This window comes from Micromonospora sp. NBC_01405, assembly GCF_045040155.1.
Classification (GTDB): domain Bacteria; phylum Actinomycetota; class Actinomycetes; order Mycobacteriales; family Micromonosporaceae; genus Micromonospora.
The window spans coordinates 3,956,776-3,971,252 of record NZ_CP109532.1 but is presented as its reverse complement, the minus strand read 5'-3'; the positions used below and the strand labels follow the sequence as shown (position 1 = coordinate 3,971,252).

Sequence of the window (14,477 nt, the reverse complement as noted above, 5' to 3'; positions counted from 1 at the left end):
CCGGGACGATCACAGGGCGGGAGTTTTGGCATGGAGTTCCTGACCTACTCGGCCACCCAGGTGGCCACGCAGCTCCCGACCCTGCTGGTGCTGGTGGCCGGCCTGACACTGGCAGTCGTCTCCCGCGACCGGCTCGGCCGGCCATCCCGGCTGATGCTGGTGTCGGGCGTGGTGGTGCTGCTGGTCGGCGCGCTGGTCAGCCTCGCCTGGCTGCTCGTCCTGCCCCGGCTCTACACGTCCGGGGGCGCCTCGCTGTCCGGCGTCACGGTGGCCCGGCTCAACACCGGCGTCAGCCTGGTACTCGCCCTGCTCCACCCCGCCGGGCTGGGCCTGGTGATCGCCGCGGCCCTGACGGGCCGGCGGCCGACCGGCGGCGCGTGACCCCACTGCCCCGCCGGGCGGTCAGCGGGCCGGTACGGGCTCGGCCACCGGGTCGGTCAGCGAGAGCCGCCGGGTGGCGATCCGCCAGCCGACCGCGTAGACCAGCGTGACCAGGCCGCAGCCGGCCAGCACCACCCGCTCGTCCACGATGTCGATAACTCCGGCCACCACCAGCTGGCTGACCGAGACGGCGAGCGTCGCCAGCATCATGTCGGTGGCGAAGACCCGGCCGCGCAGCCGGTCCGGCACCTCGCCCTGAAGGGCGAAGTTCGACATCACCCAGTTGCTCCCACCGGCGAAGTGCGCCACGAAGACCAGCCCCAGCACCAGCGGGAACCAGTCGACCACCGAGGTGCCCACGTAGGCCAGGCCGTAGAGGGACATCGACAGGGCCAGGCCGGGCAGCAGCCAGGCCCGGTTGGTCAGCACCCGGCGCATCAGGATCGGACCGACCAGCGCGCCGGCGCCGCGCACCGCGAAGAGCAGGCCGGTGCCGATCGCACCCACCCCGTACACGCCGGCGAGCAGCGGGAAGACGGTGAGCACGCCGTTGCCCAGGCCCACCGCGGACTTCACGGTGACCAGCCCGAGGACCCGGGGGCGGTGACCGATGTAGCCCAGCGCCTCCCGGATCGCCGCCCAGGTGCGCTGGGCGGGCACGGCGGCGTCCCGGGGGACCTGCAACGGACGGCGGATCAGCGCCGCCAGCCCCGCCGCCAGCGTCAGGCCGACCGCGGCCACCCAGAAGCAGACGTACGGGCCGGCGGCGGCGCTGAGCACGCCGCCCAGCGAGGCGCCGACGACGGTCATGGTGCCCCAGGCGGAGCCGGCGACCGCGTTGCCGGCGGCCAGCTCCTCGGGGTCGAGGACGTTGGGCAGGGCGGCCTGGGCGGCCGGGGAGTAGAACGCCTTCGCCACCGCCACCACGGCGATCCCCGCCATCGCCAGCCACGCCGTGTCCGCGCTGCGGACGCCGAGCAGCAGCAGCACGCCGAACAGCGACGCCACGTTGGCCGCCATCATGATCTTCTTGCGGTCGAACCGGTCGGCGATCGTCCCGGTGTACGGCAGCAGCAGCGCCACCACGCCGGTGTCCACGGCCAGCACGAGCGCGCCCCAGACACCGCTGCCGGTCAGCGTCGGCAGCAGCACGAGCAGCGGCACCATGACGAACCAGTCGGCGCCGAAGACGACCAGCTCGGCCAGGAAGAGGTTGCGGAAGTTCCGGTTGCGGACCAGAACCGAGGTGGTGGGCGGCACGGACGGGAACCCTACTCGCCGGGGCTCGGTGCGGTCGCCTGGCGCAGCAACTCGGAGACGGTGACGAAGGTGAAGCCACGGTCCCGCAGCCCGGTGATCATGGCGGGCAGGCCGCGCAGTGCGATCAGCCGGTTGGCGGGCCCCACGTCGTGGGCGAGCAGGATGGTGCCCGGCTGCACCTCGGCCACGATCCGGCGGGCGTGCCCGGCGGGGTCGTCCGGGAACCGCCCCTCGAGCATCTGCACCGACCAGAGCACAAGCCTGTAGTGCAGCCGGACGGCGGCGTGCAGCACCGCGCCGCCGAGGTGCCCGTACGGGGGGCGGAGCAGTTGGGGAGCCACCCCGACCGCTTCGGTGATCGCGTCGTGCGAGCGCCGCAGGTCGTCGTAGACCTCGGTGGCGTCGCGCCGGGCCAGGTCGTGGTGCGCCCAGCTGTGGTTGCCCACCTCATGCCGGCCGAGTCGGTCGCGCAGGATGCCGCCGTGCTGGCGGGCCCGCTCCCCCACCAGGAAGAACGTGGCCGGCACGGCGTACTGGTCGAGGGTGTCCAGCACCATCGGCGTCCACTTCGGCCTCGGGCCGTCGTCGAAGGTGAGCGCGACCAGCCGCTGTTCGGTCCGGACCCCCCAGACGACCGACAACTCGCCCGCGCCGACCTCCTGGCGATCGCTGCCCAGGGTGGCGCTGGCCGGGCCGCCGGCCAGCGGCAGCCGACGGTCGGCGATCCAGGTGGTCTCGGCGGTCGCCCCGGCACCCAGGACTCCGCCACCGACGACCAGCCCGGCACGGCGCAGCACAGTCCGCCGCCCCCACCGGCTGACGCTGTCCGCCACTACCCGCTCCCGACCCGAGCGAATCGCCGCCGAGGGCGATTCGAGACCGTCATTATGCACCTGCCTACCAGGCGGATCGAGTCGGATGTGCGGCGGACCTCGTACGCGACGCGCCCCCGCCGGGACAACCCGGCGGGGGCGCGTCGTGGCTGCGACCGGCTACTCGGTCGGGGGCAACGGCGACTGCCGGCTCCGCGGCAGCCGCAGCACCTCGAACTGGTCGGTGCCGTCCACCAGCGCCGCCGACGGCGCGGGCCGGGCCCCGGACGCACCGGACGGCGCACCCGCCGGCACCGGCTCGGTCACCGGGGCGTCATCCGCGCCGGCCACACCGGACTCCGGCACCGACCCACCGGTACGCCGCCGACGGCGGGCCCGCAGCGACTCCTTGGTGTTCTCCACCATCGTGTACAGCGTCGGGACCAGGATCAGGGTGAGCAGGGTGGAACTGAGCAGGCCGCCGATCACCACGACCGCCAGCGGCTTGGAGATGAACCCGCCCTCCCCGGTCAGTCCGAACGCCATCGGCAGCAGGGCGAAGATCGTCGCGACCGCGGTCATCAGGATCGGGCGCAGCCGGCGCCGGCCGCCCTCGACCACCGCCTCCCGGACCCCCATGCCCTGCGACCGGTACTGGTTGATCAGGTCCAGCAGCACGATCGCGTTCGTCACCACGATGCCGACGAGCATCAGCACACCGATCAGCGCCGGCACGCCCAGCGGGGTGCCGGTGGCCAGCAGCAGGCCGATCGCACCGGTCGCCGCGAACGGAATCGAGATCAGCAGGATCAGCGCCTGAGTGAGGCTGCGGAACGTCGCCACCATGATCAGGAAGACGATCGCGATGGCGGCCAGCACGGCCAGCCCCAGGTCGGCGAACGCCTCCTCCTGGTCGGCACTGACGCCGCCGATGCTGACGCTCGCCCCGGGCACGTCGATCGCGTCCAGCTTCTTCTGCAACTCCTGGCTGGTCGCGCCGAGGTTCGCGCCGGTCGCCGTGCCGGTGACCGTGACGCTGCGCTCGCCGTCGATCCGGGTCACCTGCTGCGGCCCCTCGGCCTGGGTGACGTCGGCGATGTCGTCCAGCTTCACCGGGCCGACCGGAAGGGCGCGCAGCTCCTCCACGGTCGTCGGCGGCTTCCCGCCGCCGCGCAGCACCACGTCCTGCTGCCCGCCGTCGAGGGTCACCTGTCCCAGCGGGACGCCCCGGTACACCTGGGCCACGAGCTGGCCGACGGCCGCCTCGCTGAGCCCGACCCGGGCCGCGGCCAGCCGGTCGACGGTCACGTCCACCCGCGGCACCCGCTCGGCCAGGGTGGTGGAGACGTCCTCGACGTCGGCCGTGTCGGCCATCGCCGCCCGCGCCTGCTCGGCCGCCCGGGCCAGCACCTCCGGGTCGGCCGCCTGGACGACGACCGCCAGCTGGTTGGTCGCCCCCTGGGCCCCGGCGAAGCTCAGCTCGCCCGCCTCGGCGCCGAGGGCGTCGAACTCCCGGCGCAGCGTCCGCTTCACCTCGGCCACGTCGGTGTCGCCGTCCAACGCCACCGAGAAGGTGGCGGCGTTGTTGCCCCCGCCGCCCGCCCAGGGCTGGTCGCTGCCGCCGGCGCTGACCTGGTACGTCTCGACGCCGTCGGTGCGTTCCAGCACCGCCTCGACCCGGCGGGCCGCCTCGTCGGTGCCCGCCAGGCCGGTGCCGGCCGGCAACTGCTGGCTGATGGTCAGGGTGTCCTGGCCGGAGTCGTCCAGGAAGTTGGTCTTGAGCGCGCTGGACAGGCCGAAGGTGCCGAGCAGCACCAGCAGGCCCAGACCCAGGGTGATCCAGCGGGTGCCCCGGCCCCGGGTGGCGAACCCGATCACGGGCAGGTACGCCCGCTGCAACGGGCTGCGCAGCTCCTTCTCCTCGGCCGCGCGGCGCGCGGCGTCGTCCGTTGCGCCCCGCTTCGGCTTCAGGAACCAGTACGCCAGCACCGGAATCACCGTCAGCGAGACCAGCAGCGAGGCGAGCAGGGCCACCGTCACGGTGATCGCGAAGGGCGCGAAGAGCTGCCCCACGAAGCCGCCGACCAGCGCGATCGGGGCGAAGACGGCCACCGTGGTCAGCGTCGACGCGGTAACCGCGCCGGCCACCTCGCGGACCGCCGTGAGGATCGCCTCCCGCTTCGGCTCGCCGTACTCCAGATGTCGTTTGATGTTCTCCAACACCACGATCGAGTCGTCCACCACCCGCCCGACGGCGATGGTCAACGCGCCGAGGGTGAGCAGGTTGAGCGAGTAGTCGCCGATCCAGAGCGCGAGCAGCGCCACCAGCACCGACAGCGGGATCGAGACCGCCGTGACGATGGTGGAACGCACCGACAGCAGGAAGACCAGGATGACCACGACCGCCATGACCAGGCCGAGCAGGCCCTCGGTGGTGAGGCTCTCGATGGACTTCTCCACGAACGGCGCCTGGTCGAACACGACGGTCAGGTCCGTGCCGGAGGCCGAACGCAGGTCGGCGAGCCGGTCCCGGATCTCGTGGGAGATCTCGACGGCGTTGCCGTCCGGCGACGCGGTGACCGCGATACCGAGGCTGTCCCGGCCGTTGGTGCGGGTGAGCGAGGTGGCCGGTGCGAGCTGCTGCTCCACGGCCGCCACGTCACCGAGCCGGACCGGGGCCGCCTTCGGCGCGGTCGGGGCCAGCACGATGCCCTTGAGGTCGTCGATGGACCGGACCGGCGTACCCACCTGGACGGTGAGCGACCGCGAGCCGTCGGAGACCGCGCCGGCCGGCACGGCGACGCCGTTGGTCTTCAGGGCCGTGCCGATCGCGGTCGGCGCGAGCTTCGCGGCGGCCAGCTTGGCCGGGTCCGGGGTGACGGTTACGACCTGGTCGCGGGTGCCGGTCACGGCGACCGTGCGGACCCCCTCGATCGACTCCAGCTCCGGCACCACGGTGTCGCGCAGCTTGTCGGCCAGCGCCCGCTCGTCACCACCGCCGGCCGCGGCGATCACCACCGCCGGGAAATCGTCGGTGCTGCCCGTGAGGACCTGCGGGTCGACGCCCTCGGGGAGCTGGGCGTCGATCCGGCTCAGCGCGGTCTGCATCTTGTTGACCACGCCGTCCAGGTCGGTGCCGAACGCGAACTGCACCTGGACGGTGGCGGAGCCCTCGCGGGACGTCGAGGTGACCTCCTCCAGCCCGGGGATGCCCTGGAGGCTGTTCTCGATCGGCTCGGTGACCTGGGACTCGACGATCTCGGGCCCGGCGCCGGGGTAGACCGCCACGATGAAGGCGCCGGGGAACTCCAGCGAAGGCAGGAGTTGCTGCTTCAACGACGGCACGGCGAACAGGCCGAACATCGTCGTGACCACCGCGATGAGGGCGACCAGCCCCCGGTTGGCGAGGCTGAATCTGGCAAGCAACGACATCGGCGCGGCTCACTCCTGAGGAAGAGGGTGGAACAGCTCGGTGAGGGAGAGTCTGCCGCACCAGATCTCTTCTCCGGCGCGCGGGCCTCGCCCGGCGAGCCCGTCCCCGGGGTGGCCTGGGGAGCTTCGCCGGGCCGTCAGGCCAGGTCGAGGGACCGCGCTGCGGCGAGCGGGTCGTTGGCGATGGTGACCGGGGCGGGAGCGGTGGAAATCGCCCACTCCGGGTCCTTGAGGCCGTGGCCGGTGACCGTGCAGACGACCGTGGCGCCGGCCGGGACCATGCCGGCGGCGGCCTGCTGGAGCAGCCCGGCGACGCTGGCCGCGCTGCCCAGCTCGACGAAGACCCCGACCTCGCGGGCGAGCAGCCGGTACGCGGCCAGGATCTCCCGGTCGGAGACGGCGGCGATCAACCCTCCGGAGGCATCCCGGGCGTCGATGGCCTTGGTCCAGCTCGCCGGGTTGCCGATCCGGATGGCGGTGGCGATCGTGGACGGCTCGTGCACCACCTGGCCGCTGACGATCGGCGCCGCCCCGGCGGCCTGGAAGCCGTACATCTTCGGGGCCTTCGTGGCGTTGCCGTCCCGCAGGTCCTCCGAGTACCCCATCCAGTACGCGGAGATGTTGCCGGCGTTGCCGACCGGCAGGCAGTGGATGTCGGGGGCGTCGCCGAGCGCCTCGACGATCTCGAACGCGGCGGTCTTCTGCCCGTGCAGCCGGTCGGGGTTGACCGAGTTGACCAGCGCGACCGGGTAGTCCTGGGCGAGCTTGGCGGCCAGCGCGAGGCAGTCGTCGAAGTTGCCATGGACCTGGAGCAGCTTCGCGCCGTGCACCAGCGCCTGGGCCAGCTTGCCGAGGGCGATCTTGCCCTGCGGCACCAGCACGGCGCAGGTGATCCCGGCGCGGGCCGCGTACGCGGCGGCGGACGCGCTGGTGTTGCCGGTCGAGGCGCAGATGATCGCCTTGTCGCCGTGCTCCACGGCCTTGGAGACCGCGAGCGTCATCCCCCGGTCCTTGAACGAGCCGGTCGGGTTGGCCCCCTCGACCTTGAGGTGGACGTCACAGCCGAGCCGGGCGGAGAGCACCGGCGCGGGCAGCAGCGGGGTGTTCCCCTCGTGCAGGGTGACGACGGGGGTGGCGTCGGTGACCGGCAGCCGGTCCCGGTACGTCTCGATCAGACCCCGCCACATGTCGCTCTCCTCGCCTCTGACCGCCCCGCCCCGCCGGAGGCACCTCCAGCGTGGCCCAGTTTCCCCGAGCCGTGCCTGCCGCACCCGCGCATAACCACCAGGCGAGACGCGAACGCGGCTCGGGCTCCTCAGGCCTCGCCCTCGACCCGTAGCACGCTCGTCACCGACCGGACGATGTCCAGCCCGCGCAGTTCCCCCACGGTGGCGGCGAGCGCGGCGTCCGGTGCCACGTGGGTGACGATGACCAGCTCGGCGTCGTCGCCGGAGCCGGGACGCCCGCCGCCCGTCGAGCCCTGCCGGACGGTGGCGATGGACACGTCGTGCCGGGCGAACACCCCGGCCACGGAGGCCAGCACGCCGGGACGGTCGGCCACGTCGAGGCTGATGTGGTAGCGGGTCAGCGCCTCCCCCATCGGCCGCACCGCAAGGTCGGCGTACGCGGACTCGCTGGCCGCGCGCACCCCGGCCAGCCGGTTGCGGGCCACCGCCACCACGTCGCCGAGCACGGCGCTGGCCGTCGGCGCGCCACCCGCACCCCGGCCGTAGAACATGAGCTGCCCGGCCGCCTCGGCCTCGACGAAGACGGCGTTGAACGCGTCGCCGACGCTGGCCAGCGGGTGGGTCAGCGGGATCATCGCGGGGTGCACCCGGACGCTGACCGTCTCGGCCCCGGTGGTGTCCTTGCCCCGGGCGGCGATGCACAACAGCTTGATCGTGCAGCCCATCGCCTTGGCGCTGGCCACGTCGGCGGCGGTGACCTCGGTGATCCCCTCGCGGTGCACGTCCGCGGCGGTGATCCGGGTGTGGAACGCCAGCGAGGCGAGGATGGCCGCCTTGGCCGCCGCGTCGAAGCCCTCCACGTCGGCCGTCGGGTCGGCCTCCGCGTAGCCCAGCTCGGTGGCCTCCTCCAGCGCCTCGGCGAAGCCGGCCCCGGTGGCGTCCATCGCGGAGAGGATGAAGTTGGTGGTGCCGTTGACGATGCCGGTGACCCGGTTGACCCGGTCGCCGTGCAGCGAGTCGCGCAGCGGGCGCAGCAGCGGGATCGCCCCGGCCACCGACGCCTCGTAGTAGAGGTCCGCCCTGCCCTCGGCCGCCGCGTCGTGCAGCGCCGCGCCGTCCTCGGCGAGCAGCGCCTTGTTGGCGGTGACCACGCTCTTGCCGGCCCGCAGCGCCTCGACCAGCCAGCCCCGCGCCGGCTCGATCCCGCCGACCACCTCGACCACCACGTCGACGTCGTCGCGCTTGATCAGGCCGAGCGCGTCGGTGGTGAACAGCGCCTCGTCGACCGGCAGGCCGCCGCGGTCCCGGCCGAGCCGGCGGACGGCGATCCCGACGATCTCCAGGGGTGCCCCGATCCGGGCGGCGAGGTCGGCCGACTGCTCGTGCAGCAGCCGTACCACCTCGCTGCCGACCGTTCCGCAGCCGAGCAGCGCCAAGCGAACAGGTGAGGTCATCCGACATCCAATGCGAGCAGGTCCTCTTCCGTCTCCCGCCGGACGATCAGGCGGGCCCGACCGTCGCGCACCGCGACCACCGGGGGCCGGGGCACGTGGTTGTAGTTGCTGGCCATGCTCCGGCAGTAGGCGCCCGTGCCGGGCACCGCGACAAGATCTCCGGGCTGCACGTCGGCGGGCAGGAATTCATCCTTCACCACGATGTCCCCGGACTCACAATGCTTTCCCACCACGCGGGCGAGCAGCGGCTGCGCGGTCGAGGCCCGGGAGGCCAGCGTGGCCGAGTACGACGCGTCGTAGAGGGCCGTGCGGATGTTGTCGCTCATCCCCCCGTCCACGCTCACGTACGTCCGGATCCCGTCGACGTCCTTGACCGTGCCGACCTCGTAGAGCGTGAACACGGCGGGGCCGACGATCGCCCGGCCCGGCTCGATGGACAGGTGCGGCACGGCCAGCCGCTCGGCCGCGCACTCGCCGTCGACGATCTTGCGAAGCCGCTTGGCCAACTCCTGCGGGGCGGACGGGTCGTCCTGGGTGGTGTACGCGATGCCGAAGCCGCCGCCCAGGTCCAGCTCGGGCAGCTCGACCCCCCGGGCGTCGCGGATCTGCGCCTGGAGGGCGAGCACCCGCCGGGCGGAGACCTCGAAGCCGTTGGCGTCGAAGATCTGCGAGCCGATGTGCGAGTGCAGGCCACGCAGGTCGAGCACGTCCTCGTCGAGGACCTTGAACGCGGCCGCGGCGGCGGCCCCGCCCGCGAGGGAGAAGCCGAACTTCTGGTCCTCGTGGGCGGTGGCGATGAACTCGTGGGTGTGCGCCTCCACGCCGACGGTGACCCGGATCAGCACGCCGGGGCGTACCCCGCGCTCCCGGGCCAGCGCGGTGAGCCGGTCGATCTCGGTGAACGAGTCGAGGACGATCCGCCCCACGCCCGCGTCCAGGGCCCGGGTCAGCTCGGCCACGGACTTGTTGTTGCCGTGGAAGCCGATCCGCTCCGGGGGCATCCCGGCGGACAGCGCGGTGGCCAGCTCGCCGCCGGTGCAGACGTCGAGGTGCAGGCCCTCCTCGGCGATCATCCGCACCACGGCCCGGCAGAGGAACGCCTTGCCGGCGTAGTAGACGTCGGCGTCGGCGAAGGCGGCCCGGAAGTCCCGGCAGCGCGAGCGCAGGTCGTCCTCGTCGAGGACGTACACCGGGGTGCCGAACTCGGCCGCGATCTCGCGGACGCCGAGCCCGCCGACGGCGAGCGCGCCGTCGGCGGCCCGGGTCGCGGTGCGCGGCCAGAGCTGCGGCACCAGGGCGTTGACGTCGCCCGGGGTACGCAGCCAGGCCGGCCCCCGGTTGCCGATGTCGCCGTGCAGCGCACCGGCCTCGTGAGCCCGCATCAGCGGTCTCCACTTCGCGACTGCGGGGCTCGCAAGCTCACTCCTCGGGCTCGCATGTCACATCCTCTCCGGGGCGGAGACGCCGAGCAGGCACAGGCCGTTGGCGATGACCGTGCGGGTGGCGTCGTTGAGCCAGAGCCGGGCCCGGTGCAGGTCGGTGATCTCCTCGTCGCCGCGCGGCAGAATCCGGCAGTTGTCGTAGAACCGGTGGTACGCCCCGGCGAGCCCCTCCAGGTACCGGGCCACCCGGTGCGGCTCGCGCAGCTCGGCGGCCGAGGCGACCACGGCGGGGAACTCGGCGAGCGCCTTGAGCAGCTCGTTCTCCTTGTCGTGGGCGAGGAGCTCGGGGCGGAACGCGTCGGCGTCGCCCCGGGTCAGCCCCACCTCGGCGGCGTTGCGGCCCACGCTGGCCGTGCGGGCCGCCACGTACTGCACGTAGTAGACCGGATTGTCCCGGGTGGCCCGGGTCCACAGCTCGACGTCGATGTCGATCGGCGAGTCGCTGGAGTAGCGGGCCAGCGCGTACCGGGAGGCGTCGACGCCGATCGCGTCGACCAGGTCCTCCAGGTTGACCACGGTGCCGGCGCGCTTGCTCATCCGCACCGGCGCGCCGTCGCGGACCAGGTTGACGAGCTGGCCGATCAGGATCTCCAGGTTGGTGTCCGGGTCGTCGCCGAAGCAGGCGGCCATCGCCTTCATCCGGCCGATGTAGCCGTGGTGGTCGGCACCCAGCATGATCACGATGCGGTCGAAGCCGCGCTCGCGCTTGTCCAGGTAGTACGCGCAGTCGGCGGCGAAGTACGTCCACTCGCCGTTGGACTTGCGCAGCACCCGGTCCTTGTCGTCGCCGAAGTCCGTGGTGCGCAGCCAGACGGCCCCGTCGGTCTCGAAGACGTGACCCTGCTCGCGCAGCCGGACCAGGGCCTGGTCCAGCTCGCCCCGGTCGTGCAGGTCCTTCTCGTTGAAGTAGGTGTCGAACTCCACCCCGAAGTCCCGCAGCGAAGACTTGATCTCGGTGAACATGAGCTGCACGCCCTCGACCCGGAACACCTCCTGGGCGGCGGCGTCGTCCAGGGTCAGCACGTCGGGCCGGCGGGTGCGCACCTCGGTGACGATCTCCGCGATGTACGAGCCGCCGTAGCCGTCCTCCGGGGCGGGCTCGCCCTTCGCGACGGCGAGCAGGGACCGGGCGAACCGGTCGATCTGGGAGCCGGCGTCGTTGAAGTAGTACTCCGTGCCGACGTCGGCGCCGGTGGCGCGCAGCAGCCGGCTGAGCGCGTCACCGACGGCGGCCCAGCGGACCCCGCCGATGTGCACCGGGCCGGTCGGGTTGGCCGAGACGAACTCCAGGTTGAGCCGCTGCCCCGTCAGGGCGTCGCTGCGCCCGTACGCCGGGCCGGCCTCGACGATCGACCGGGCGAGCTGACCGGCGGCGGCCGCGTCGAGCCGGATGTTGAGGAAGCCCGGTCCGGCGATCTCCACCGACTTGACCCCGGGGGCCCGGCCGAGCTGCTCGGCCAGCTCGGCGGCCAGTTCCCGCGGGGGCACGCCCACCTTCTTGCTCAGCTGGAGGGCGAGCGTCGAGGCGTAGTCGCCGTGCTCGGGATTGCGCGGTCGCTCGACGACGGTGCGCTCCGGAAGCGCCGCGCGGTCCAGGCCTCGGTCGGCGAGGACGGCGTGGGCTGCGGAGAGGACGGCGGCGGCGAGTTCTGCGGGAGTCACCGAACCATGTTATCGGGGGTAGACTCGGGCACTCGGCGGCGACCCTGCGCGTGATATTCGGCCCGCCACCCACCCTGACCGACCGACCTGACGAGGCACGATGAGCATCAGCACCCCGGGCGGCCCAGAGCGCCGTCCGACCGTGGTCACCACCGGCAAGAAGCCGGCGGCGGGCCGGCCCGCGTCCGGCGCCAAGCCCGGGGCCGGCAAGTCGACGGGCGACAGCCCACGCCCCACGGCGGGAGGCAAGGGCAAGGGCCCCCGCAAGCCGATCGCCCCGGTGAAGGTCAGCCAGGGCCGGCCCTGGGGGCCGATCGCGCTGTTCGTCGCGGTCGGCGTGCTCGCCGTGGCGATCATCGGCTACGGCGCGTGGGCCTCGTTCCAGGGCTCGAAGTCGTGGGAGAAGCGGGCCGCCGACATCAGCGGCATCGTCAACTTCCGCGACAAGGACCCGGAACTGGTGAAGGGCAGCAACCACCAGCAGGGCGCGGTCAAGTACGTGCAGGCCCCGCCGGTGGCCGGCCCGCACAACGGGGCCTGGCAGAACTGCATGGGCGACGTCTACGACGCGCCGATCGCCAACGAGCACGCGGTGCACAGCCTGGAGCACGGCGCAGTGTGGATCACCTACCGCCCCGACCTGCCCGCCGACCAGGTGGCGCAGCTCAAGGACAAGGTCGCGGGCAAGGAAAAGATGATGCTCAGCCCGTACGAGGGGCTGGACAAGCCGATCTCCCTCCAGACCTGGGGATACCAGCTCAAGGTCGACAAGGCCGACGACAGCCGGCTCGACGATTTCATCAAGACGCTGCGGGTGAACGCCTCGATCGAGGGTCCGACCGCCAACTGCTCCCAGGGCATCACCGCCACCGGCACCACGCCGCGTGACGGCAACCAGATGCCCACCCAGTGATCCGGACAGCGAGGACGGGGACCCGATGACCGCACCCGCAACGACGGACCGCGACCTGGCGGGCGGCCCGGTGGACGACGGCGGCCGGCCGGCCGGGCGCCGGTTCGGCGTCCTGGTGGTCGCCGCCGCCGTCGTGGTCGGTCTCCTCCTCGGGTACGCGGGCGGCCTGCTCACGCCGAGGCTCACCCGCCCGGGTGACGCCTCGGCGGAGGCGGGCTTCGCCCGGGACATGACCAGCCACCACGCCCAGGCGGTGGAGATGGGGCTGATCGCGTTCCAACGGGGCACCGACCCCGAGGTGGTCAGCATCGGCGGCGACATCGCCACCGGCCAGCAGGGCGAGCTCGGCACCATGCAGACCTGGCTGCGCTCCTGGGGCCTCGACCCGACCGGGTCGCAGCCCCGGATGGCATGGATGCCGGACGGCGAGGACACGGTGCGCGACGGGCTGATGCCGGGGATGGCCACCCCGGAGGAGCTGGCGAGGCTGCGCGCCGCCCAGGGCCGGGAGCTGGACGTCCTGTTCCTGGAACTGATGATCGACCATCACACCGGCGGCGTCCACATGATCGACGGCATCCTCGACGTGAGCGACGAGTCCGACGTGGTGCGTACCGCCCAGACCATGAAGAACACCCAGCAGACGGACCTCACCAACCTCAGGGCCGCCCTCGCCCGGCTCAAGGGCTGAGGGTCCTGACGACCAGAAGGCCCGCGCCCCGTCCATCCGGCGGTCGGCGCGGGCCTTCCGTCTGCCACCGGCACTCGCACCCCGACGACCGCATGTCCGATTGGCCGCTTTGGAGGCCTGAAGCCCTATTGCTGCACTTGATGGACTTTTCTGCCCACATATCGTGACCAGTTGCGATTCGTGCTCGTTGCGCAGGACGTGGGGGTTGCACTCAGAGACGCAGGGCGCTCGGTCACCAGCTGGTGCCGGCGCCACACCATCGGCGGTGACGGAACGGTGGCAGCCGTCCGTCGCGGACAGCGGCAGGGCGAGCCGGGAACGCTCAGCCGCGAACAGGAGCTGGAACTGATCGACGTCCTGCGGGGCGTCCACCCCGACGAGTTCGGCCTGGACGAGGAGCTGTGGACGCGGCAGAGCCTCACCACGCTCATCCAGCGCCGCTTCGACCCGGCGATGGACGTCGGCGCCGTCGGGGCGTACCTGCGGGCCTGGGGGTTGGGGCCGCGCGAGCCGCGCGAGCGCGCCTGCGGCCTCTGCGTCAGCGCGGTCGAGCGCTGGGTGCGCCTGGAGTACCCGGTGATCACCCGGGCCGCCCAGGAGCACCTGGCCGAGGTCTACTGGCTCGGCCGGGTACGGCTGCGCGGGACGATGCCGGCGGCCGACGTGGTCTCCGCCGTCTCGTCCCGGGGCCGGGTCCGGTTCATGGTGACCACCCCGTCGGTCGACCCGCCGCTGCCCCGGGACTTCGTGCTGCGGCTCAGCGGGGCCGAGGAGCGGCCCGTGCACCTCATCGTCGACGGCTCCTGGCCGAGGAACGAGTGGCCGCGCCGGCTGCCCCGGCGGATCGCGCTGCGCCCGCTGCCGAGCTGCGGGCGCGCGGCCGCCGCCTGAAGCCGCGGGCAGCCCGGCGCGGCGGTGCCAGCGAGGCCCCAGGTCAGCGCCGGCACCGCCCCGTCGACGACACGAAGCCACTCACCGAATACCGATTCGGCGATCGTCGGGGACGTTTGCTAGTCTTCTCCAGTCGCCGAGCCCCCGTAGCTCAGGGGATAGAGCACCGCCCTCCGGAGGCGGTGGCGCAGGTTCGAATCCTGCCGGGGGCACCAGAGTTGACCAGCACGAAAAGGCCGCTGACCAGGGCAAAACCGGTCAGCGGCCTTACTCGTGTGTCCGGCTGTGTCCGGCCGTCAGCGGCCCGTCGCGGACGTCTGCGCCATATACGTGTCCAAGTTTGGCGGGGCTC

General features: G+C 72.8%; 11 protein-coding genes and 1 tRNA gene. 5 read left to right on the top strand and 7 right to left on the bottom strand.

Annotated elements, in window-relative coordinates; all coding sequences use genetic code 11:
• Nucleotides 1-30 precede the first annotated feature (30 nt).
• Complete coding sequence (locus OG559_RS17225; RefSeq protein ID WP_405105016.1) at nt 31-381, top strand: hypothetical protein; 351 nt, start codon at nt 31-33, stop codon at nt 379-381.
• Between the two features lie 21 nt (nt 382-402).
• On the opposite strand, the gene OG559_RS17220 is transcribed toward OG559_RS17225, so the two are convergent.
• The 7 genes from OG559_RS17220 to argS form a co-directional block, all read right to left on the bottom strand.
• Nucleotides 403-1,641: an MFS transporter gene (locus OG559_RS17220; protein ID WP_405105014.1), complete on the bottom strand. Its 1,239-nt coding sequence runs from the start codon at nt 1,639-1,641 to the stop codon at nt 403-405.
• Between the two features lie 11 nt (nt 1,642-1,652).
• Entirely contained in the window at nt 1,653-2,474 is an 822-nt protein-coding gene (locus OG559_RS17215; protein WP_405105012.1) for a polysaccharide deacetylase family protein, read from the bottom strand.
• Nucleotides 2,475-2,633: 159 nt separating this feature from the next.
• Entirely contained in the window at nt 2,634-5,885 is a 3,252-nt protein-coding gene (locus tag OG559_RS17210) for an efflux RND transporter permease subunit (protein ID WP_405105010.1), read from the bottom strand.
• Nucleotides 5,886-6,022: 137 nt separating this feature from the next.
• On the bottom strand, nt 6,023-7,072 hold the full coding sequence (thrC, locus tag OG559_RS17205) for a threonine synthase (RefSeq protein WP_405105008.1): 1,050 nt from the start codon (nt 7,070-7,072) through the stop codon (nt 6,023-6,025).
• Nucleotides 7,073-7,200: 128 nt separating this feature from the next.
• The gene (locus OG559_RS17200; protein ID WP_405105006.1) at nt 7,201-8,526 is read right to left on the bottom strand and encodes a homoserine dehydrogenase; all 1,326 of its coding nucleotides are present in this window, start codon (nt 8,524-8,526) and stop codon (nt 7,201-7,203) included.
• Complete coding sequence (gene lysA, locus OG559_RS17195; RefSeq protein ID WP_405105004.1) at nt 8,523-9,908, bottom strand: diaminopimelate decarboxylase; 1,386 nt, start codon at nt 9,906-9,908, stop codon at nt 8,523-8,525. The genes OG559_RS17200 and lysA overlap by 4 nt, the downstream gene beginning before the upstream one ends.
• Nucleotides 9,909-9,965: 57 nt before the next feature.
• Nucleotides 9,966-11,630 (bottom strand): arginine--tRNA ligase, encoded by a 1,665-nt coding sequence (gene argS / locus OG559_RS17190; RefSeq protein WP_405105002.1) that lies wholly within the window; start codon nt 11,628-11,630, stop codon nt 9,966-9,968.
• Nucleotides 11,631-11,730: 100 nt separating this feature from the next.
• Here argS and OG559_RS17185 point away from each other — a divergent pair, with 100 nt between their 5' ends.
• The 4 genes from OG559_RS17185 (at nt 11,731) to OG559_RS17170 (ending at nt 14,340) form a co-directional block, all read left to right on the top strand.
• Complete coding sequence (locus OG559_RS17185; RefSeq protein WP_405105000.1) at nt 11,731-12,543, top strand: DUF3105 domain-containing protein; 813 nt, start codon at nt 11,731-11,733, stop codon at nt 12,541-12,543.
• Nucleotides 12,544-12,568: 25 nt separating this feature from the next.
• On the top strand, nt 12,569-13,234 hold the full coding sequence (locus OG559_RS17180) for a DUF305 domain-containing protein (RefSeq protein ID WP_405104998.1): 666 nt from the start codon (nt 12,569-12,571) through the stop codon (nt 13,232-13,234).
• A gap of 198 nt (nt 13,235-13,432) precedes the next feature.
• Nucleotides 13,433-14,125: a winged helix-turn-helix domain-containing protein gene (locus OG559_RS17175; protein WP_405116735.1), complete on the top strand. Its 693-nt coding sequence runs from the start codon at nt 13,433-13,435 to the stop codon at nt 14,123-14,125.
• A 140-nt stretch (nt 14,126-14,265) separates the two neighbouring features.
• A tRNA-Arg gene (locus OG559_RS17170) sits at nt 14,266-14,340 on the top strand.
• The last annotated feature ends 137 nt before the right edge of the window (nt 14,341-14,477 follow it).

Excerpts from the sequence above, each read along its gene's own strand:
- OG559_RS17180 (WP_405104998.1), top strand. The coding sequence starts at position 12,569 with ATGACCGCACCCGCAACGACGGACCGCGACCTGGCGGGCGGCCCGGTG.
- lysA (WP_405105004.1), bottom strand. The coding sequence starts at position 9,908 with ATGCGGGCTCACGAGGCCGGTGCGCTGCACGGCGACATCGGCAACCGG.
- thrC (WP_405105008.1), bottom strand. The coding sequence starts at position 7,072 with ATGTGGCGGGGTCTGATCGAGACGTACCGGGACCGGCTGCCGGTCACC.
- OG559_RS17210 (WP_405105010.1), bottom strand. The coding sequence starts at position 5,885 with ATGTCGTTGCTTGCCAGATTCAGCCTCGCCAACCGGGGGCTGGTCGCC.
- OG559_RS17225 (WP_405105016.1), top strand. The coding sequence starts at position 31 with ATGGAGTTCCTGACCTACTCGGCCACCCAGGTGGCCACGCAGCTCCCG.
- OG559_RS17200 (WP_405105006.1), bottom strand. The coding sequence starts at position 8,526 with ATGACCTCACCTGTTCGCTTGGCGCTGCTCGGCTGCGGAACGGTCGGC.
- OG559_RS17185 (WP_405105000.1), top strand. The coding sequence starts at position 11,731 with ATGAGCATCAGCACCCCGGGCGGCCCAGAGCGCCGTCCGACCGTGGTC.